Origin of the sequence: Desulfomicrobium baculatum DSM 4028, from assembly GCF_000023225.1 — a bacterium.
Classification (GTDB): Bacteria; Desulfobacterota; Desulfovibrionia; order Desulfovibrionales; family Desulfomicrobiaceae; genus Desulfomicrobium; species Desulfomicrobium baculatum.
This window is the reverse complement of sequence record NC_013173.1, coordinates 3,708,165-3,727,724: the sequence shown is the minus strand read 5'-3', so window position 1 is coordinate 3,727,724 and position 19,560 is coordinate 3,708,165. Positions and strand designations below refer to the sequence as shown.

Sequence of the window (19,560 nt, the reverse complement as noted above, 5' to 3'; positions counted from 1 at the left end):
GATGCATTTTTTACCATTCAGCGCTTGTTTACGACCAACATTCTGCTGCAATAATCCATATTGGCAACGTCTATAGTTGATTATCAACCAAAGTTTTTTTCTAAATATATTTAGCGTTCAAGATTTTACGTGTAGCAGAGAGTCAAAGCAAATTTGTGAAAAACAGATACACATCAGCGAGTCCGATACGACCCAGACACCGCCGTGCCCACGATGGATTCGTAATTCGGCACCTCGTCGATACAACGACGATATGTTATCGTAGAGCGGCGATAAGAGCCTGTGATGAACCTTTCAGCGTAACGCCCGAGCGTGACAATGCGTCGCAATAGCGGAGATCTAAAACCACCATGCCTACGTTGCACTTCGGCCGTCTCGTCCAGCATGCCCTGGTGACAACTTAGATTTGTTCCATCGAGGGTGAACATGCTCAGGTACTTGTCAATCCGAGCATAACGGCGACCGTCGGCCAACAGTCGCAATACCAGATCCATGTCCGCCGCATAACGCAAGCCTTCATCCAGGAGCAAGACTCCGTCGTCCAGCAAGCGGCGACGAAAAAAAAGCGTGCACGAATACGCGTTCAAAAAACTGTTTGCTATATAGGTTCGCGACAGGCGGATTTCACGGCGGGCCGCCAGAAGGGCACCGTCACCATCGACCACCAGGGCATGACCGTACACAAAGTCAACTTTCGGATACGCCTCAAAAAAACTGGCGACTGTGGCCAGGGTGCCAGGCAGATACTGCTCATCGCTGTTGAGCCAGGAAAGAATGTCACCCTGGGAGCGCCGCCACCCCCGGTTGATCGCATCATACATTCCGGTATCATGTTCCGAGACCGAATTGATGTCGGGTTGCGCAGCCAGCCACTGCGCCGTACCGTCAACACTACAGGCATCCTGCACGATGTGTTCCCGCTCGCCAGTCTGCCCACGTACTGATCCCACGCAAAGACGCAACCGAGGCAAGTCGTTGAGGGAAGGCGTAACTATTGAGAATTTCATGATATCCTGTGTAAAAAAAATCCCGCATCGGCGTACATAATCCCACTCACCGTCATCTGACATTAAGAAAATGCATCAGAAGCGTCTTGAACAGCGCAGTCAAAACATCAAATCCTCTTATTGGCCCCAAACCCATCTGACCGATTTTAATCAATACGCATTCCAGCCCGTAAACCCACCCCAGATCGTCTTTAAAATAATCTTCAAGTCCAAAAACAAAGTCCACGACTTAATATACTCTAAGTCTTTACGGACACGACCTTCCATTTTTTCCATGGTATTGGTCTCTCCACGAAATCCGCTCACTTGCGCAAGCCCGGTAACTCCTGGTTTAACTTTGTGGCGCAACATGTATCCGGCCACAAGCTTTCTGTATTCCTCGTTCATGGACACAGCATGCGGCCTTGGCCCCACAACCGACATCTTGCCCTGCAAGACGTTAAAAAATTGTGGAAGTTCATCAAGCGAATACTTGCGCATGAACGCACCCAAACGAGTCACTCTTGGATCACATTGGGTGCATTGCACGAAATTATTTCCGTCCTCGCACACAGTCATTGTTCGAAATTTCAGAATCCAGAAGGGTTCGCCACGGAGGCCATAGCGCTGTTGCGTAAAAAAGACGGGACCTGGTGAAGAAAGCTTTATCGCCAGGGCAAAAGCCAGTAAACCCGGAGAGATAATTATTAGGGCTAAACTCGCAAAAATGATATCAAACAACCGCTTGAGGGCCGCGTTCAGGCCAATGAACGGAGACTCCCAAAGCGCAATGGCCGCAATTTCGCCAAAATACCTCGGAGCTCCGGAAAGCATCATCTCGAACTGGAAAATATCGGGCACGAGATAGACCGTAGCCGTGGAGTCCGTAAGCTCTGTCACGAGACGCTTGACCTTATCCTCGGCACGCATGGGCAGGGCCAAAAAAACATACTCGGCCTTGTGCTCGCGAACAAAGGAGGCAACGTTTTCGGTCCGGCCCAGCACCGGCTTGTTCTCGAGGGAGCCATCCTTCTTGTCATCAAAAAAACCGCGGACCCCGACCCCCAGCCACGCATTCTCCTCAAGATATCGGGCCACAGACAAGCCAAGATCACCCGCCCCAACAATAATCGCAGTCTGTGAACGAATTCGATCCCTGTTACGATACTTAAGGACTATTCGCAAAACCTTGCGCAGCAACACGAGGGCTACGGGCCAGGAAAAAAACCAGGAAAGGACGATCACTCGGGAAAAAGCGCCGCTGATTTTGAATGCATACGCTACAAACATCAGGCAAAGATAAACCAGAATGCATCCGAAAATAACTGACCGGCCTTCAAAACGCGGAACTTTGGACGACCACGTACGATACGCGCCTGATAATTCGAGGCAAACAGGGGAGAGCAGAACGATCAAGACGGCGAAAAATTCGTAGATCAAGGAGTGGAAAACAAACCCATGGTATGCATACTGGCAGAGCGCGAAGATCAGCACACCCAGAAGGGCGTCAGAAACCTTCAACAAAAGGCCAATCATCCACTGACGGGATCCTGATCTACTCAGCATTGCTTAGTCTTTCCCAAGATAACATGAAATGGGATATTCTCGTCGTTTGCATTAATCTACCTCTATTTGCCCGGGAAGATGACCTGCCGGGAAACTTCGGACCACTCAATTCTTGAGAGTTTCCCCACGGTTCAGGTTTTTCCCATACTGCCGACAGAAATGTTCTGGCGTCATGTTGTTCAGGCTTGAATGCGGACGAATGGAGTTGTAGTGCCGCCTCCATTCCTCGATCACAACCCGCGCCTCGGACCGACACCGGAACCATTCCATCGACAGACACTCATCGCGAAATTTGCCGTTAAAACTCTCGTTCAAACCGTTCTGCCATGGCTTCCCAGGCTCAATCAGCGCCAGATCCAGAGACTCCTGAGCCGCCCATCTGAGCAGCGCCTTCGACACGAACTCCGGTCCGTTGTCAGAACGCAGGCTCAGAGGGGCTCCACGTTCGCTGATCAGGCGGGACAGCACCTCGATCACCCGGCCCGATCTGATGCTGCCGGCAACGTCTATAGCCAGGCATTCCCGCGTGTATTCGTCTACCACAGTCAGGCATTTGATCTGCTGACCATTGGCGCAGGCGTCATAGACAAAGTCGTACGCCCACAGTTCGTTTGCTCCCATCGGCAGTTGCGGTCTCGGGCGGGACGCCGCCACTCGTTTCCGAGGCCGCTTCCTGGGCACCTGCAACCCGGCCTTGGACCACAGGCGGAACGCCTTGTCGGCGCCCATGACATGCCCCAGACGCTCCATGAACACGTTGATCCGGCGATATCCAAAGCGCGGATACGTCGCAGCCAGATCTGTCATAGCCGCCATCAGTGGCTTGTCCCGGGCCTCCAGCCGTGACTCGTAGTGGTGGAGCGACGACCGGGAAGTGGATAACAGCGCACACGCCCTGCGTTGTGAAAGTCCGCGACTCCTGGCGTATGCCACCTGGAGGCGTCGGGCGGGTGCGCCTACCACTTTTTTGCGGCGATCTCCTTCATGACCTCGATTTCGAGGTCCCGTTCCGCAAGGATCTTCTTCAGTCGCGTGTTCTCTTGTTCCAGCAACCGCAGCCGCTTCACGTCATCGGCGGACATGCCGGCAAACCGCTGTCGCCACGTATAGATCGTCTGCTCGCTGATTCCATGCTTCTTGGCCACCTGGGCCACCGGACTGCGGTCAGCTTCGCGCAGGATGCCCACCATCTGCTCTTCGGAAAATCGTCCCTTTTTCATCAGTTCCCTCGTGGTTGAGGGGGAACCTATCTCAAGTTTCGACTGGTCTGAAAAGTGCCGGGCAGGTCAAAGACGTGAATACCATACCAGAGTCACAAATTTAGCAATACTTGGGCCTCACACACTGAGACATCGAATCAGCTTCAAACGATGCGCCGATGAAAATCATTCTCAATTATCCCACGTCCTATTTCATTAATTTGCCAATTTGGGCCTGGGTCACCTTCAAAACGATATCTTGATAAACCTTTCCAAAGGCAACAATACGCCCTTGAAGCTGGTTTCTTGCCTTTTCAGCATGAACACGTTCATCTTCAGAGTTGTAACCATCGACAACGCTCATCATGGCTTCGGCAAGCTCTTCAGGGCTGTGCGGATCAAAGAACAAGCCTCGTTCCGGGTTTTGCTCCCGGTGCACCCCAATATTTGACAAAAGCAGGCGCTTGCCAAAGCTTTTCGCTTCTTCAACCGTGGTGCTCCAGCCTTCAAACAATGAAGGGTTGATCATGGCCAGAGCACCGCGCATCAGCATGGACATGTCCGCGAACGGTGTGAGCCCAAGAAAACGAAAGCGGTCTTCAAGCCCGTAAGCGTCAACCTGTTCTTTGAGTTTTGTGAAAAAGGTAGTATTTCGATAGTCATTGGTTTGCCCTGTGCTGACAACTAGCGGACAACGCCCTCTTGATAACAATATCTTGAGGGCCTCAACGACAACGTTGTGGTTTTTGTGCGCCCAAAGCTGATTGGGGATATGGAAGTAAGGCTCATGGATGCCGTAACGCTCCAGCACGTCCGAAAGTTCTGGCATGCTCTGAAATTCAGGCATTGTCGCGACAAAGCGTAATACATAAGTTTTATCGGCAGCAATGGGATACCTGGCAAGAAAATCCTGCCGAGCATCCTCACTGCTCAACACCACGGCTTGAGCCCGCGCGGCGATGTCTGCATGCGTTTTGTTTCGTTGGGCAATATCATTTTCGGTAAAGAACGACGGCAGGTGAACATGCTGAAAATCTGGTATCCAACACATGGCCGGCACAGGTGAACGCCGTCCAAGAATTTGTCCGTGCGAAAGAAGGCCAATGTTGTGCTGTTTCAAATGTCTTGCAAGTGCCCCGCCACTGTCGAACCATCGTCGATGTAGGCCATCCATGATGCGCCACGGGTTCCAGCGCCCCACAGGAATTCCGGGATACGCAAGCCCAGTGCACGAACACAGCGGCTCAGGTAGCCCTTTTGTTCCACCGAGCAGTACTGGCTCAATGCCGCGATCAGGAACAGCAAAAATAGCATTGGCCAAATTTATGAAATAATTCAGGCCACCAACCCATTCCGGTGAGTTTGGCACTTGCCAAGCAACTCGGATCATGCGCCCACCTCTGCTCGGAACCATTCAACATATTCCGCAAGTCCCTGATCTAGAATCACGGAAGGCACGTAGCCTCGAGCATTGAGGCGTGACACATCTGCGATATAATGAGCCGGATCTCCACTTCTGGCCTCGCCAGAAAACGTGGGAGTTACCTTCGGGTTCCAAAGATTACCTACAGTTGTCAGAATTTCGCGAATGCTAATCCCTCGTCCGGAGCCGCCATTGAGCACAGGGCAATCGGGAGAAGAAAAATTAATGGCGTCTGCCAAAAGCCGTGCGGCATCTCGCACGTGCAGCCAATCGCGAATTTCTGCACCTGTACCAAAAAAGCTGAATGTTCCTGCCGTAGCCTTGCAACAGGCGTCCCAAAGAAGCTGCTTGCGTAATCCTGCCCCATAAACGGAAAAAAGACGAACCACGCAAACAGGAATACCCCATTGTTTCGCGTAGGATTTGCACAACATTTCCATTACAATTTTGTGCGTTCCATAAGGAGAAATTGGGTGTAAAGGAGCGTCCTCTGATATGGGAAGTTGATGTACAACGCCGTATACAGCGGCACTCGAAGGCACAACCACGGCAATGCGCCCAGAGGATTGCCGAACAAACTCCAAAATATCTAGCGTTGTATTCACATTTCCAAGAAAATCCTGCCTGGGCTGCGTCATGGAATAGGCGACTGAGCCGCTTCCGGCACAATGTATGATCGCATCTGGGCTTCCGGCCTCGCTCTCTACGCGCCAAAGTGCATCGAGCGTAACAGACGTTTCAAACCAAGCGTGCAGGCCAAGTTCACGTAGGTGCTTTGCTTCTTCCTGTCCGCCAAGGCCAATCCCCACGACAGTCCAGCCCGATTCGGCCAGTGTACGCACAGTATTGCTACCAATGAAACCAGCTGCCCCTGTGACAAAAACGCGTTTAGTCATGCAATTCTACCTACCTAGAAATGGCCCAAATTAATCGAAGATGATAATCGCGTTCAGGCGCTAGAAACATCTGGCTCAAGCCCGAGACAAGAGTGCAACCTGATCACTCGCGGGCAACAGGCAGCAGCTATTTACTACAGTTTAACCCCAACGAACGAATACAACCTGCCGGGCGATCTCAGACGCTTGCTAACCCAGCAAATCAACGCTGCTGGCAGCAGTGCTGGAAAAGGAAAGCGCAGTTTATTACTCACAGCACGGCGGACATCCAGTTCGGTCATCGGAAAATAGTTGACAGGAGTCTCCCATGGAGAAAGTACATGACGCATGCGCAAGCCAGCGTCTTCAAAGGCTCCGAGGTAGCGCTTCCGCGTGTACGCATTTTCTCCCCCATAAAGGTGGTGTAGAGGATGGGAGTCAAGAAAAACCGGCAAGTCCTCTGGTTTGTCAATGACATGCTCGCGCGTTGCGATAAGCATGCCCTTGGGCTTGAGCACGCGGGTCAGTTCCTGGCACAAAGCTTCAAGGTCGCGGGCATGATGGAGCACCTGACGGGCATGGATGAGGTCAAAGCTGCCATCTTCGAACGGCAGTTTTTCGCCCCACTCCTCGACAACAGTGATGTTCACGGCTGCCTGACTCGCTAATTCCCGGATAGCGCCAGCACCAACAAGTCGACTCGGGTCCGGTTCAAGAGCCGTCACGCGCCAACCATCAGCGGCAAGGGCAAAGGATGCGATACCTCGCCCCGCACCAACATCGAGTGCCATCCCACAGGATGCGGGCAGGAAGTCACGCACGGCTCGCCACTCGAGACTCTCATGGAAGCGCCTGGCAGCATCGACGAGAGGGTCGTCGAAATAACAGGCTCTGACTAGCGCAGCTTGGTTTGGCTGGGCGCGGAGCCAACCCACAGCCTGTTCCCAAGTTATTGTCTCTCGGGTCAACGTCACACGCTCCTCAGACTAGAACGATCTGGTAAATTCAAGGATTTGATTGGGCGAGCGGGATTGCCTGCGACAAGTGTGTAGGCTGGCACATCCCTTGTGACAACCGAACCCGCACCCACCACCGCGCCTTCACCGATAGTCACGCCTTCAAGGATAATGGCATGCATACCTATCCAGGCCTTATCCTTTACGCACACCGGATTTGATTTGACATGCATCCAGTCCTTCTTCCCTTCCAGCCACATTACAACATCGTCCTTTCTCTCTTCAAAAGAGATGGAATGGGAGTCATGGTCCACGATGGTGACACCGAACGACACCAGCACATCATCCCCGATGTCGATACGTGTTGCGCAGATGATGGTAGAACATCCAATGAATGTGCGGCTCCCTATCCTTACAATGCCACCCGGTCGTTCGAAAATAACACGCCCTTCCACGATTGATCTGTCGCCGATGTGGAGCATAGAATCTTTTGAAAGGCAAATTCCGCCCTGATTAACACAAGCCGTTTCATCGATGGTCAATATCGACCCTTCGGGCTTTGCTGGTATTATTTTCGCTTTGGCCCGCAATCGCCTAATTATCATCCTTACAGTTTTCAACATAGCATTTTCAAACGTTAAATTATTTGGTTCTTCCGGAAACTCTGTGGGTAACGCGTTCAAACTGACCTCTGGTACAGACCGAGTCCGCCGCAGAAAAATTCTAAGACAACTAAATATCCTGCCAGATATTTGCGTTACTATTTTGCAAAAATTCTCGCACTTCAACCCTGCATTTAAAATATTTAAAAACAAGCACTTGACTTTTACGACACTGTCCCGCTAATATAAAAAGATTTTTTTCTGAAAATTTTCTCAGAAACAAAAACAAAGACAGAACTGAAAATAATCACTGAAAAATATAGTATTAAAAATTTTATCCATTGGCTACTTTCTGATATGCTACTTAGTGGCTTAATGAAAGTGTGAACAAGCAAGATGTGAGAAAGATATATTCCATAAGACTTTTTCCCAAGCCAGCACAACACCTTAATTTTCGGTTTTATTTTAAAAAATAACAGAATTGTTCCAATAGTGTAAAAGACCTGCGGAAATGAGTTATATGAAGAATAATACTCAGGAAAAAAACTCTTAATAGCGAGCATGCACGTTGTTAATGCGATATAAAATAAAAAAATCAAAACGAAATTTACGCGAGACAAATTGTCTATAAATACGCTCGAACTGAATCCAAGTACCCAGTATAGCGACCATAAAAAAACATTTCTGTAGTAGAAGAACGAATACTCAACACCAAGTCCCGAGCTTATATCTTTTAAAAAATGCAACGCAATAATAGAAAAAAAAGCAAGCAGCGCAGAAATAAAAATGAACAAACGCTTATTATCGGTGACAATTTTTGGGTGCGTTTTTTGTATTATGAAAAAAAAAGCTTCTATAACAACCAAAACAAATATGTAGTAGTATATACCATATCCAAAAAAAAAACCCTTCAAGCATTTGAATAAAATCTAAAGAACTGCTATTTTTATACAAAAAAATAGCGGTAAAAAACAGGTACGCGGGAAAAAGTCGGAGTATTCTTTTTTTAAAGTCGACATCGCGAAGCGAAAAAAGATACCCTGAAATGAACAAAAAAACGCCAACCGCAGGCCGTGCCAGCGCATCAATTACAGAAGCCGCAGCGCCTATCTCAAATCGATGTATGCAATGTATCGCTATCACCATCAAAATAGCGACGCCCTTTATAGAATCGAGATAAGCTATCCTCAAAACTACCCCTCCTTTAGTCATCGATCTGCAAGATGCTTAACATTATGGTCCTTCCGGAAACTCTGTGGGTAACGTGTTCAAACTGACCTCGGGTACAGATCGAGTCCGCCGCAGAAAAAATAGATCGCCGTCTTGAAATGACCCTTGTAGCTGTACCCACACGCTTCATTGGTTCCAAGCCGGAACGATCAATCCATTTTATCCAGCGCTTGAAGAATCTCCGTCCCCATCCAGGAGACATGTAGCCCCACAACAACTGCAAGTTTTCTCTCATGGCCCACGCTTTGGCCACCTTGAGAGTGCTGACCTTGAGGACGTCAAATGTCGGCTGATGCTTGGCAGGCAAGTTCTCGGGGCGAAACAGCCAAAGGTACTTGGTCCCTTTGAGGATTTCGTCGCCCTGAGCCATCAGGGCCTTATGTTCTTGCTTGCGCACTTTATCCACGGCTTTATTCAGGTGTTTCATGACATGAAATCTGTCATGGACGATTTTGGCTCCGGCATCCGGCACATGCGCCATGGTCGCCGTGAAATATGAATCCCCACATATCTATCGCGATGGCCCTTATGGATTCCAGTTGGCCTGGTGAGAGCCTGCGGTAATACTCATCCAGGCTGCTCTTCTTCCGCTCTTCGGAAACATGCTCGACCGTGCTGCGCATAAGGTCGCAGACGATGGTCATGTAGGAGTGCCCTTTGCGGAATTCTTTCTCGTCCACTCCGAGATAGTGAATCGGCCGGGCCTCCTTGCGTGAAAGGCCTCGTCGAACAGCTCGCTCCATTACGCCCCAAACCTCATCCCATGTGAGTTTCAGCAAGCGCCGAGAGCATGGTCCCGGCAGGACAGAAGCTTGCCGCATTTTGGGCAGGGCCAACGCTCCCCTGGGCCATGGTCTAACCAAATATCAACACTATTCTCGGATACTTTCAGATCAACCTTATCAACAAACCAAGGGGCTTTGACTCCAAGAATCTGCGCGTAAAGTTCGGTGTCTCTCATCGGCGTCCTCCGTGAGAAGACTCCTAACCAAGTCATTTACCCACAGCAATTCCGGAAGGACCAATTATTTAAAATATTGCATAAAATCAGCAGCCAACCAAACGTTTGACCCAAGTCTGAAGCGAGACAAGCCACCTCCGTAGCCTTCCTGTAAGCAAACTCGGTACTGTTGAGGGGCACCCTTTAAGCCTTTTCCGTAAATAGCTTTCGTAACGCGAAAGCCCAAGGGTATTAACTTCAAGCTGGCTCGGAAAATCTAGGACCAGTCTCGTAGCGAGGGGAAAATCTAACATATCATTCGTGCCGCAGTTCGTTCCACTTCCATCGAAACCAATATTCCTAACCAGACTGGTACGGGGATGAAGACAGAGGCCATCATTGGCGAAAACAGAGGCATACCAGAATACAGCCCAAGTTTTCATCCTACCGCAATGATTATTGAGAACTTGACTCCAATAGTCATACGAGTCATCTAAATTAAACCTGCGAATATCTTCTGGCTTAAAATTCTCTATGTAATGCGAGCTATCACAGCTGAAATGACGCCATGATCGAGCCCAAGTCCCCCAACCCCAGCATGAAGCTGGAGGTAAAAAGAAACAGTCTGGCAGTCCTTCTGGGTCTATATTAAACATATGTGCCGCCACATGCATGACGCACTCTTCGTTTTGATAAATGTGCAAAGCATTGTTCATGTATCGCAGGAAGCACAGTGAGGTGATCAAGTCGTCTTCAACTACGATGACCTTGCCACAGTTGTTCACCGTTGCGGTCACGCCATCCACAATGGAATCTGCCAAACCAAAATTGCGTTCTCGCTCGTGGACCGTCACAGAGCGGAAGCCGCCAATGGTTTTCAGATAATTTCGCACGGCTTGCACTGCAGGAACATCCATCGGCCCGCGCGCGGCGTCCGAATAAATGATAAGATCAGTCTCGGCGGCCAGCTCATTGGCGGCCAGGGCTTCCACGGTCTTTCGCGTGTGCTCGGGACGGGCGTAGGCGAAGAGGGCCACGGGGGCTAGGTTGTATAAATACGACATAAAATTATTACTAAACTTGTATCACTAGAAAATTCTTTTTTTTATAAATATATATTAACAAATACACAAACAACTTTATCGCATTAAAAAAAGAAATAAACGCATAATGATACTTAGTCAAAACAATCAGTCTTTATACATAAGCCAAATATATTTCCACAACAGTAAGCTAATGGCTCAAATATATCCAAAATCATATTTTGCCAATAATAATTAGACAACCAGAAAAATTTAAAAAAACTTTTCCAAGGAGTAATGAAAGCATGAAACACAAGACATGAGCCAGCTTTCAACATTTTTTTAAATTTGCATCCAGGCCAAATATAAAACTCGTCACGACCTAAAGCAAACTTACGCTTAATACGCCACGCCAATGAATACTTATGCTCTAATACACAATGATTAATAATCATTGCTGGCACAAAGCCTACGCGACCCCCATTTCTTCTGATTTTATCGATAAGCTTGGTTTCTTCACCATAGGCAACCTTCTTCCCGGACATGCCAAGACCAACTGGAAAACCGCCATGCTCTCGAACAAGATCAGTCTTATAAACGCAATTCCCTCCCGAAGGATATCCACCAAACAAACGTGAATACTCTTTCGCAACACCAATATTAGACTCCCAAGACTCTATAAACCACTGCGGACGCTCTCTCAAAACATGCCATGCAGTGTAAACTCCACCAAAAACATCAAAGTCATCGTTCTTGATTGTACTAAAAATAACATCGACCCAATTTTTCTTTGCAACTGCGTCATCATCTAAAAAAGCTACCCACTTAGTTTTTACTATACCCAGAGCTGCATTTCTGGCATGACTTAACCCCTGAGTAGCAGCGAAAAGAAACATAAAATTAGAGAACTTTGTTGCGAAAGAAGAAATGATATGACAAGTTGAATCTGTCGAATTATTATTAACCACAATAAGAGAAAATTTTACTGATGGCTGTGTCTGTTCTAAAAGTGAGTTTAAACATTTTTCTAGAAAAAAAGCACGATTGTACGTACAAATAACAATTGTGAGATCGATCATTTTAACCACTTATTACAGAAAGCATATACAGATAATATGAACTAAACAACACAAAGACGAGAATAATTATTTTTTAGGAAAAATAAAATAGAATAATAAAATCTTAAAAAAACACCATAACTCACTAAAACCAAACCCGACAGGACTATACTTTAAAAACATAAAAGACATTAAAACAGACAAATAACTATATTTACGAAACAGCTCATACCACAAATAGCTGATATAATTCGACAAATGCTGCACAGAAAACAGGCGATTATTTCTATTAGCGTCAATAATCTTATCTGCCCACATTGAAATCTCAACGACTTCATCATATTTTTCTATAGGCAAAATACCTGCTAATTTAATGTGACTTAACAACTCATCTTCGCGTGGAACAATCCCAAGTCGATGAATGAATCGCAACCTGACAGAATTAGCATTTTCTAATTGCTTTGATTTATAAATTGACCTTTTATTTTGTGGATACGTCCTATAACGAAGAAGAGGCTGCGGAATATTAGCCAGTAACCCTGAATTATTTGAAACAATTCTTTCCCATAAAGAATAATCTTGAGAACTGATTAAACTTTCATCATAGCCGTCAACTATAGTATTCAGACGTGACATATTTAGCATAGCCACAGGATGGGCAATTGCGTTATTAAAGAGCAGATTCGCGACAATATCTGCATGATTTACGGGATATCTCCATATTTCACCTGATTCATATTCCTGAATCCATGCGCCACAGACAGCAACTTCAAGGTTATTTTTCATAAACTCATACTGAATCTCAAGTCGATCTGGAAAAGACCAATCATCAGCATCCATTCTCGCAACATAAGGCGCTTTTGATATCCCAAGTCCTTTATTAAGAGAAGAAGCAAGTCCTAAATTCTGATGATTCTGGAATATTTTTATTCGTTGATCGCTAATTGCATATGAACAGAGAATTTTCCATGTTGAATCATTTGACCCATCATCAATAATCACAAATTCAAAATTTTTAAAGGATTGCCCTAAAATTGAATCTATACTCTCCTGCAAATGAGACTCGCCATTGTTAACTGCCATCAAAACAGAGACAAAAGGTTTTAATATCATATTATTAGTAAAAAATACAGAACTACATTAACATAAGAATTTACAATTCTCGACATACTGTATAGAATTAATGTATTTAACATTAAGACCACATCTATTAAGCCAAACACGCTGCTATTACTAAAAAACAGCAAACAACAACTGAACAGTCAACTCATTTTTGCATTTCATTATATAATCAATTATCGTTTTTTACGTAAAAAATGAGAAGCCGTGCTCGTCAAGAAGGGAATAACGTATTCTTTTAGTTGCAAAGATGTTGTTGTTTTTTCAAGTTGCAAGGCAAAGACATCAAGATATCTCTCGCAGCAGTCCCTCATGTTAAAAATATTGCTATAACGACGCGCAGTATTCATAAAATATTCGTAATTGTTCACAAGCAAAAGGATTTTCTCCGCAAGATGTTCCGACAAAAAATCTGCGTAGGCGTGAAAAACGGGGTGCGAAGGGACAAGGACGGGTGCAAGAAGATCACGATTGAAAGTGCAGAACTCGCCGATTGAGCCGGTATCAAAGGCGATGACAGGCAAGCCGCTGGAAACAGCCTCCATGATCGAATTCTGACAATTCGGATTCGCGATGACCTGCACGGCGGCGTGACAGCTCCGCAACAGCGGGCACAGGTCATGCAGATCCTGCTTTCCCTCGTAGACGATGTAGGGGCGCTCCAAAAGCGCAGGAATATCTGGATGCGCAATCTCGCCTGCGACATGTAAATAAAAATGCACAGACGAGTGCGCACTCACAATGTCCAAGGCCTCTACAACCTTCGAAATCATCTCACGGTGTCGAAAATTCCCGGTTGTGACGAACCGAAATGGTGTTGTTGGGGGTGGCATTTCCGCTGGAAAAAACAGGTCGGTGTCCGCGCCATTAGGAATTATCGTATACTCCGCTGTACACTTCTCACCAAGCATGGTGAAGCATTGCCGCCGGGAATATTCGCTCTGAAAAACGACATGGTCTGCGAAATGACGATAAATGTTCAGTATGGGCGCGTTGCGCTCTTCGTAGTCCGTGTGGGCCTGCGGGTAATGGATCCCGTCCAAGCGCTGCACAATGCGCCCGCCACGCATCTTGACGTACAAAACAACATGCTCTTCGGCGGCAATGGGAAAAAACATGAGCTTGGCCGCGCGCGGAGATGCAGCATAAGGAACACCACGTCGCGACATTTCGCGCCGCAGGTTCCGCATGAAGGATATCGGGCCACCAATCGTCTCGCCGGGGGCGGGAAAAGGGATATATAACCCGTTGAAAGCTACTGTCCGTTGAGTTGGATCCATGCGGCTCCGCCTAAAAAGGAAAATATGAACGTAAACGTTGTAAGCAGCCGGTCGGAACATAACTTGGCAATACGCTACCAATAAAATCCACATACTGCGTGGTTACTCGCTCTATATCCGGCAACGAGGAAGAATATTGCACACCGCCCCCCTCGAACAAAGCGAGAATGCGGGGGATTTCTTCAGGCTTATTGAAAAGTAGGCGCGGATTACCAACAAGCTCGGGATGGCCACCACTGTTACGGGCTACTGGAACCAAGCCGCAGTGTATCGCTTCAATCAACGCATTGGAGCACGGGTCATTCAGGGAAGCGGTGATATAGATGTGATATTCCTTGAGAAGGCGAGAAAGAGACGAACTGTCCACGGGGGGAATCAAAGAAATGTTCTTGAATTTCACAGGCGTGTTGCCGATGAAACACATCTCGTATTTGTCGAAGTCGAGATTGTTGTCCAGCCACTCGTAAACATCGAATCCCTTTTGAGGATTTCCGGACCACGACGTAGCAACTATCCGTAACTTTGTATCTTGCTCAGTCGACAGTCGGACAGGTGTGGTGGGGAAGATGGCCGAATCAGGGGCGTTGTGCACGATCATATACGGCTTACCCCGCAGAGGAAACCCGAATTCGATGTTAGCATCGAAACTGAAGCGTGACTGAAAGATGAACCCATCGGCAAGATTCGCTATTTGATGAACCTGCTTTTCCCTAGGATCATCTACGTTGGTGATCAATGAAATGGGCCCATCAACCCGCTGAACAACCGGCATGCCAGGATAGCGGTGATGCAATTTATTCATCCGTGCGTACTCGTGATGACTGTTACAAAGAAATGCCGTTGCATCTTTGGGTGAGCGCGCCAGCGCACCCCGAGAGTCAAGACACGCCGCCAAGGCTTTTAGGAACTGGTTGCCACCGCCATACGGCCCATCGACGAACTCGAAGATGATCTGCAAACCAAAACACTTATTCATTGAAATTTTCCAAAGCTGCCTATCCGACTCTAAAACAGCACTAACGAAAAAACATATGCTGAACACAGCCGCACTGCCGCTGTACACAAAAACACACTGAGATGCGCAGCCCACTCTTTAATAGATCGATGTGTCACGCCATTCGCTTAATAAGAACTTCATTGGCAACACCACAACGCCTTATTCGTCTCTTCATATCCCTCCTTGCAAGTCAACAACCAGCAGCAACTAGCACCTACTTGCGTTTAATAAAATAAGAAAGCGAGTACTCAATATCCAAATACATTTTCATAAAGTACGCCAATGACATCATCAACGTTCTGCCAGACTTCCACTCAATCCCAACTGGTTGGTAGTGCCTGAACGTATCAATCGGCAAATCCATGGCAGTACGAATAAATTTTTGATGATTAATTTTATTAGTGTTTTTTAGAAAAAATTTAGGATCCCGCCCCTTTAAACGCAAAAACAACCCAGCAACCCACTTGGGTAAAAAAAGAGGCATATACATCTTGTAATGGGATTCATAAATGCACCGATAATCAGGAAAAAAAAGACACCCCCAAGCTCCAGGACGCATCACACGACAAATTTCCCGTAAAGACAAATCGTAGTCCTGAACATGCTCAAGCACCGTAAAAGACCATATCAAATCAAAATATGAATTTTTAAAAGGAATTAATTCCGCCACGCCATCGATAACATATTTATCTGCTATATTATTCACGACAGACTTCTGCCGCGCAACCTTAACGGCTTCTTTATCAGGTTCAATCATCCATGCTTCAAATCCAAGCGAATGAAAGGCCACGAGCTCAGCTCCTGTCCCCCCCCCCACAATGAGAACCTTACCTCCCGAAGGTATCTGGCCACAAATAAAAGATAATTTACTCACAATAAGCTGCTTGCTGTTATCGTCTTCATACAACCTATTCTGAACGTTGCATTCGTACCCAGGAAGCCCAAGTGCATTTCTATAATAATCAGTATAGTACTTGCGGATAGAGTCATTAATCATTCAAGCTCTCCTGACTGTGCACTACGCACGATACTTAATCGAGTCCAAAATTCACCTCGCGCAAAGCGAAACGAAAACTGTTCAAAGGGCCAAACTATCCGCATACACCTTGCCTAGGGCATGCGCCTGGGCAGGGGGAGCATGCTTCTGCCGGCACCCAAGAAATGCCTTTTCCACGTAGGCAGCAGGGCAAGCAACTTCCCCTGTGACAAGTCCATAAAGATATCGTCCGTATGCGTTCTCATCGCTAAAGACGAATGAGGGATCAAGATAATCCAAAGCCAAACCCACGTCAGTACTCAAACACAGTGTACGGGACGCTGCGCATTCCAGAATAGCCTTAGGACCACCTTCGCTCGCCGATGTGACAGCATATACATCCACTAACCTGTACAATCGGGCTATAGCCTCGACCGGAAGCGTGTTTATAGCCAAGTCATCGCCAGCAGTTTCCTTGCCAACAAACCAGTGGGGAATGCCGAGATCCCTGCACCGCTTGCGAATATAGTGCCGCCTTGGGCCTGCCAACAACAGCAGGAAACGCTCTCTTGGCAGAAACGAAAGCATGCGAACGAGCATTTCCGGATTCTTCTGCCATTTTTGTACGTTCAAGTCCTTTCCGAGGCTGTCCCGCTGAAAAGATCCTATGAGCATCCGAGCCTGCACCACATCTTCGGGAATCGCAAACTCCTGCAGCAATTCTTCTCTGGTAACAGTTTCTTCAATGTTGCCTGCAAACAGACCGTAATCAATGAAAAATGGCAACAGCGCTGTTTTCAGACCATATCTGTCCAGCAATTTTTTTTGCTTGGAACTCGGACAGAGCCATGTGATGGGCCTGTCCTTTAGCTTGTTCCACTTGTCCAACAGGCTATAGTTGGATTTATCCGGCTCGATAAAGTTAGAACATGTCAGGAGTACCTTTTTTCGCAACCAGAATGCAAAAATATTATTGAATCCACTCCACGAAATATTATGTACAATATCGGATCGATACATCGCGCTTTCCAACGCGTAGCCTGCCTCCTTGCAAGCAGCAGAAATGTACGCGTGATCATAGTCCAGTGACCAACCAACATTCTCCTGGCCTGATATGAAAACCCTTGCCATCTTCATTACAGCCTATCCTGAAAGCACGGCTTAACACCTTCGATGTAAAAACCACCTGTAATTACTGACGGACTACCAAGGCATGCTCTCCTCTCGCTACGCAGCAGAAAAACATTAGTCAGCGGCAACAAAATTTTTAAGATAAATTTTTTAGCCAAGGGACTTCCAACTTGTCTGGTGTTCGAGGCGTAAATCCGGAACAAGTCGTACACGACTCCGCCCATCCTACCCATATGGGAAATCGACGTCATGCGGATCCCGGTTTTTTCGAGTACAGACGCGTACTTATCAGGAAGCCAACGTTGAAAATCATCGGGATCGGCATGAATCGGATACAAAAAAGGGCTTAAAATATACATCCTACCGCCAGGCCTCAACACTCTCGCGCATTCCTGCAAGGCCAATTCCGGGTTTTCGAGATGTTCTAACACTTCAGCGAGCAAAACAATGTCAAATGACGCATCCGGTACAGGTATGGACTCGACCGAGCCCACATAGTCAGGGTTCGTGTCCTCGTCTATATTAAGGTACTCCCAAGCAACTGCTTTCGGCGGACGAAACTCGCCGCGCTTGTTCTCTTTTTTTCCGCCAACGTCTAAAACCCTTCCCGTCCAGTACGCGCCGGACTGAAACGCGTCTACATGAAGACGACGGAACGTCGTCATAACGGGTTTATTGGATGGGTACACAGGGACGCACGCATGACGAGGCAGGCCAAGCTCTCGAAATGCGAAGTCGCGCCAAAGCTCAAAAGACTGTTTCTCCTTCTGCGCGAAGCCAGCGTCGCTTTTCAGCGAGCCCCGCCCGAGATGCATGAAAAACACGTCTCCGTCGTCGTTCACAGAACGATCGAATCCGACAGTCCCGTATGGTGTCGGCACCGTAGCGGCTAACACCTCATCGTGAATGGTGTTGCGGGATGCGTGGTAAGCGTATCCCGCCTCCCGCAACCCGACAATAGCCGCATCCCCCACGTCGTGGCGTGGCAAGTCTGGAAAATAAGAAAGCCTCAGCGCCCTAAACGTCGACAGATTCACAATGTAACCGAGCACATGCAGAATGCCCGCCGGGACCCTGGCGCGGTCTTCTCGTACACCCACCGCCATGACATTATCTGTGAACTTGGAAAGCAAATATCGCAACCAGCCGCTTTTACAGACGAGAATGTCCTGGTGCAGGCTCATGAAAAAACGTGTTTCAGCAGGCAGTAACCGCAGACAGGCTTCTAAGGCCAGCGCATTGGCGTAACTCCCCTGTTCCTTGGCAGGGGTGCATATCTCTACCAAGGTTATATCCACTTGCTTACGAAGCCACACCTTGTGCTCTTCCGAGGAGTTGTTATCCACAATCCACAGAGAATAGGGCGAATCTGTGAACTTACGAATACTCTCCACAGCGAGCCGTACAAGTTCCACTGCGGAGGAATTGGGCAGATAGCTGACAACACACAAAACGGGTACATTCGACTCCACCGCCCGCAACGGGGGTGTTTGACGGATGGCATAGTCACGCCCATCTATTGAGAGCGTTAACATTTTCATCCAGCACCATCCTCTGAGTGGAGCTTTTTGGCCACAAGGCAGATGGAGTCCGCCCAGTCGATGCGGTAAATCTTTTGCATACGTCGCGCCAGGAACCGATCCAGAAGTGAGTTGGGCACCGCCTTGGAATATCGCCACAACCCGGCGACCTCATATCCGCTGACTGCGAACAACGCATAAAGATTCGCATATGATATTGGAAGCTTATGGTCCACATCACCCCAGTAGCGTACGGGGTGCTGCACATTGGGAACCGTAGCAATGAAGACACCTTTCGTTTTTAAGCGCGAACGGGCCTGCGTCAAAACGGAGTGCGCATCATCAAGCGCCATATGTTCGATCACCTGATTCGCGATTATGAAATCGAAAGCCAAATCACCCGGCACATTAATGAAGGAAGCGAAGTCCGCGCCAGCGCTTCTGTCGGTATCCATTGAGTAATAGACATTGTCATAAGGCGCCCCCTCTACGATGCATTTGAATGGCTTTGCGCTACCACAGCCAAAGTCCAGAATGACGGCAGCCCGGGTATTCAGGGATAAAAAGGCCTGTTCCATCCCATTCTGCAACAAGGGGAGATCGAACACCGTTCCGAACCGTTTGAAACACTCTTCTCTGCCAAAAACAACATCACTGTATGTAAAAGCCATTGTCTTCTC

19 protein-coding genes and 1 pseudogene are annotated in these 19,560 nt (G+C 47.6%); all 20 read right to left on the bottom strand.

Annotated elements, in window-relative coordinates:
- Positions 1-173 precede the first annotated feature (173 nt).
- The 20 genes and pseudogenes from DBAC_RS18175 to DBAC_RS16385 all read right to left on the bottom strand — a co-directional run bounded on the left by DBAC_RS18175 (position 174) and on the right by DBAC_RS16385 (position 19,551).
- Positions 174-1,007 (bottom strand): glycosyltransferase, encoded by an 834-nt coding sequence (locus DBAC_RS18175; protein ID WP_015775451.1) that lies wholly within the window; start codon positions 1,005-1,007, stop codon positions 174-176.
- 150 nt (positions 1,008-1,157) lie between these two features.
- Complete coding sequence (locus DBAC_RS16450; protein ID WP_015775450.1) at positions 1,158-2,522, bottom strand: undecaprenyl-phosphate glucose phosphotransferase; 1,365 nt, start codon at positions 2,520-2,522, stop codon at positions 1,158-1,160.
- A gap of 135 nt (positions 2,523-2,657) precedes the next feature.
- A protein-coding gene (locus DBAC_RS16445; protein ID WP_143890741.1) for an IS3-like element ISDba1 family transposase occupies positions 2,658-3,772 on the bottom strand; the annotation gives its coding sequence in 2 pieces (ribosomal slippage) (positions 2,658-3,523 and positions 3,523-3,772; 1,116 coding nt in all).
- Positions 3,773-3,959: 187 nt separating this feature from the next.
- A complete protein-coding gene (locus DBAC_RS16435; RefSeq protein ID WP_015775449.1) occupies positions 3,960-5,141 on the bottom strand; it encodes a glycosyltransferase family 4 protein in 1,182 nt (393 codons plus the stop codon).
- On the bottom strand, positions 5,138-6,070 hold the full coding sequence (locus tag DBAC_RS18605) for an NAD-dependent epimerase/dehydratase family protein (protein WP_015775448.1): 933 nt from the start codon (positions 6,068-6,070) through the stop codon (positions 5,138-5,140). The genes DBAC_RS16435 and DBAC_RS18605 overlap by 4 nt, the downstream gene beginning before the upstream one ends.
- Before the next feature lie 134 nt (positions 6,071-6,204).
- On the bottom strand, positions 6,205-6,870 hold the full coding sequence (locus tag DBAC_RS16430; protein WP_228644907.1) for a class I SAM-dependent methyltransferase: 666 nt from the start codon (positions 6,868-6,870) through the stop codon (positions 6,205-6,207).
- A 149-nt stretch (positions 6,871-7,019) separates the two neighbouring features.
- A pseudogene (locus DBAC_RS20080) lies at positions 7,020-7,199 on the bottom strand (DapH/DapD/GlmU-related protein); the annotation flags it as partial.
- A 632-nt stretch (positions 7,200-7,831) separates the two neighbouring features.
- Positions 7,832-8,521: an acyltransferase family protein gene (locus DBAC_RS20065; protein WP_043811193.1), complete on the bottom strand. Its 690-nt coding sequence runs from the start codon at positions 8,519-8,521 to the stop codon at positions 7,832-7,834.
- A complete protein-coding gene (locus DBAC_RS20060; RefSeq protein ID WP_081434470.1) occupies positions 8,409-8,819 on the bottom strand; it encodes an acyltransferase family protein in 411 nt (136 codons plus the stop codon). Before DBAC_RS20060 ends, DBAC_RS20065 begins: the two co-directional genes overlap by 113 nt.
- Complete coding sequence (locus tag DBAC_RS18595; RefSeq protein ID WP_267195240.1) at positions 8,812-9,318, bottom strand: transposase; 507 nt, start codon at positions 9,316-9,318, stop codon at positions 8,812-8,814. The genes DBAC_RS20060 and DBAC_RS18595 overlap by 8 nt, the downstream gene beginning before the upstream one ends.
- Entirely contained in the window at positions 9,278-9,580 is a 303-nt protein-coding gene (locus DBAC_RS19925; RefSeq protein ID WP_267195239.1) for a transposase, read from the bottom strand. The genes DBAC_RS18595 and DBAC_RS19925 overlap by 41 nt, the downstream gene beginning before the upstream one ends.
- Before the next feature lie 304 nt (positions 9,581-9,884).
- Positions 9,885-10,769 (bottom strand): sugar transferase, encoded by an 885-nt coding sequence (locus DBAC_RS18590; RefSeq protein WP_143890972.1) that lies wholly within the window; start codon positions 10,767-10,769, stop codon positions 9,885-9,887.
- A gap of 185 nt (positions 10,770-10,954) precedes the next feature.
- Entirely contained in the window at positions 10,955-11,878 is a 924-nt protein-coding gene (locus tag DBAC_RS18585; protein WP_015775444.1) for a glycosyltransferase family 2 protein, read from the bottom strand.
- A 66-nt stretch (positions 11,879-11,944) separates the two neighbouring features.
- Complete coding sequence (locus tag DBAC_RS18580; RefSeq protein ID WP_167320952.1) at positions 11,945-12,940, bottom strand: glycosyltransferase family 2 protein; 996 nt, start codon at positions 12,938-12,940, stop codon at positions 11,945-11,947.
- Between the two features lie 212 nt (positions 12,941-13,152).
- Positions 13,153-14,256: a glycosyltransferase gene (locus DBAC_RS16410; protein WP_015775442.1), complete on the bottom strand. Its 1,104-nt coding sequence runs from the start codon at positions 14,254-14,256 to the stop codon at positions 13,153-13,155.
- 10 nt (positions 14,257-14,266) lie between these two features.
- A complete protein-coding gene (locus tag DBAC_RS16405; RefSeq protein ID WP_015775441.1) occupies positions 14,267-15,232 on the bottom strand; it encodes a glycosyltransferase in 966 nt (321 codons plus the stop codon).
- A 235-nt stretch (positions 15,233-15,467) separates the two neighbouring features.
- The gene (locus tag DBAC_RS18160; protein WP_015775440.1) at positions 15,468-16,250 is read right to left on the bottom strand and encodes a class I SAM-dependent methyltransferase; all 783 of its coding nucleotides are present in this window, start codon (positions 16,248-16,250) and stop codon (positions 15,468-15,470) included.
- Positions 16,251-16,331: 81 nt separating this feature from the next.
- Positions 16,332-17,366 carry a glycosyltransferase family protein gene (locus DBAC_RS16395; RefSeq protein WP_015775439.1) on the bottom strand — a complete coding sequence of 345 codons (1,035 nt, stop codon included), beginning with the start codon at positions 17,364-17,366 and terminating at the stop codon, positions 16,332-16,334.
- Positions 17,366-18,901 (bottom strand): methyltransferase domain-containing protein, encoded by a 1,536-nt coding sequence (locus DBAC_RS18155; protein WP_015775438.1) that lies wholly within the window; start codon positions 18,899-18,901, stop codon positions 17,366-17,368. Before DBAC_RS18155 ends, DBAC_RS16395 begins: the two co-directional genes overlap by 1 nt.
- Positions 18,898-19,551, bottom strand: coding sequence for a class I SAM-dependent methyltransferase (locus DBAC_RS16385; protein WP_015775437.1), 654 nt, complete (start codon positions 19,549-19,551; stop codon positions 18,898-18,900). Before DBAC_RS16385 ends, DBAC_RS18155 begins: the two co-directional genes overlap by 4 nt.
- Positions 19,552-19,560 lie beyond the last annotated feature (9 nt).

Excerpts from the sequence above, each read along its gene's own strand:
- DBAC_RS18175 (WP_015775451.1), bottom strand. The coding sequence starts at position 1,007 with ATGAAATTCTCAATAGTTACGCCTTCCCTCAACGACTTGCCTCGGTTG.
- DBAC_RS16450 (WP_015775450.1), bottom strand. The coding sequence starts at position 2,522 with ATGATTGGCCTTTTGTTGAAGGTTTCTGACGCCCTTCTGGGTGTGCTG.
- DBAC_RS16435 (WP_015775449.1), bottom strand. The coding sequence starts at position 5,141 with ATGATCCGAGTTGCTTGGCAAGTGCCAAACTCACCGGAATGGGTTGGT.
- DBAC_RS18605 (WP_015775448.1), bottom strand. The coding sequence starts at position 6,070 with ATGACTAAACGCGTTTTTGTCACAGGGGCAGCTGGTTTCATTGGTAGC.
- DBAC_RS20060 (WP_081434470.1), bottom strand. The coding sequence starts at position 8,819 with ATGACTAAAGGAGGGGTAGTTTTGAGGATAGCTTATCTCGATTCTATA.
- DBAC_RS18595 (WP_267195240.1), bottom strand. The coding sequence starts at position 9,318 with ATGGCGCATGTGCCGGATGCCGGAGCCAAAATCGTCCATGACAGATTT.
- DBAC_RS19925 (WP_267195239.1), bottom strand. The coding sequence starts at position 9,580 with ATGGAGCGAGCTGTTCGACGAGGCCTTTCACGCAAGGAGGCCCGGCCG.
- DBAC_RS18585 (WP_015775444.1), bottom strand. The coding sequence starts at position 11,878 with ATGATCGATCTCACAATTGTTATTTGTACGTACAATCGTGCTTTTTTT.
- DBAC_RS18580 (WP_167320952.1), bottom strand. The coding sequence starts at position 12,940 with ATGGCAGTTAACAATGGCGAGTCTCATTTGCAGGAGAGTATAGATTCA.
- DBAC_RS16410 (WP_015775442.1), bottom strand. The coding sequence starts at position 14,256 with ATGGATCCAACTCAACGGACAGTAGCTTTCAACGGGTTATATATCCCT.
- DBAC_RS16405 (WP_015775441.1), bottom strand. The coding sequence starts at position 15,232 with ATGAATAAGTGTTTTGGTTTGCAGATCATCTTCGAGTTCGTCGATGGG.
- DBAC_RS18160 (WP_015775440.1), bottom strand. The coding sequence starts at position 16,250 with ATGATTAATGACTCTATCCGCAAGTACTATACTGATTATTATAGAAAT.
- DBAC_RS16395 (WP_015775439.1), bottom strand. The coding sequence starts at position 17,366 with ATGAAGATGGCAAGGGTTTTCATATCAGGCCAGGAGAATGTTGGTTGG.
- DBAC_RS18155 (WP_015775438.1), bottom strand. The coding sequence starts at position 18,901 with ATGAAAATGTTAACGCTCTCAATAGATGGGCGTGACTATGCCATCCGT.
- DBAC_RS16385 (WP_015775437.1), bottom strand. The coding sequence starts at position 19,551 with ATGGCTTTTACATACAGTGATGTTGTTTTTGGCAGAGAAGAGTGTTTC.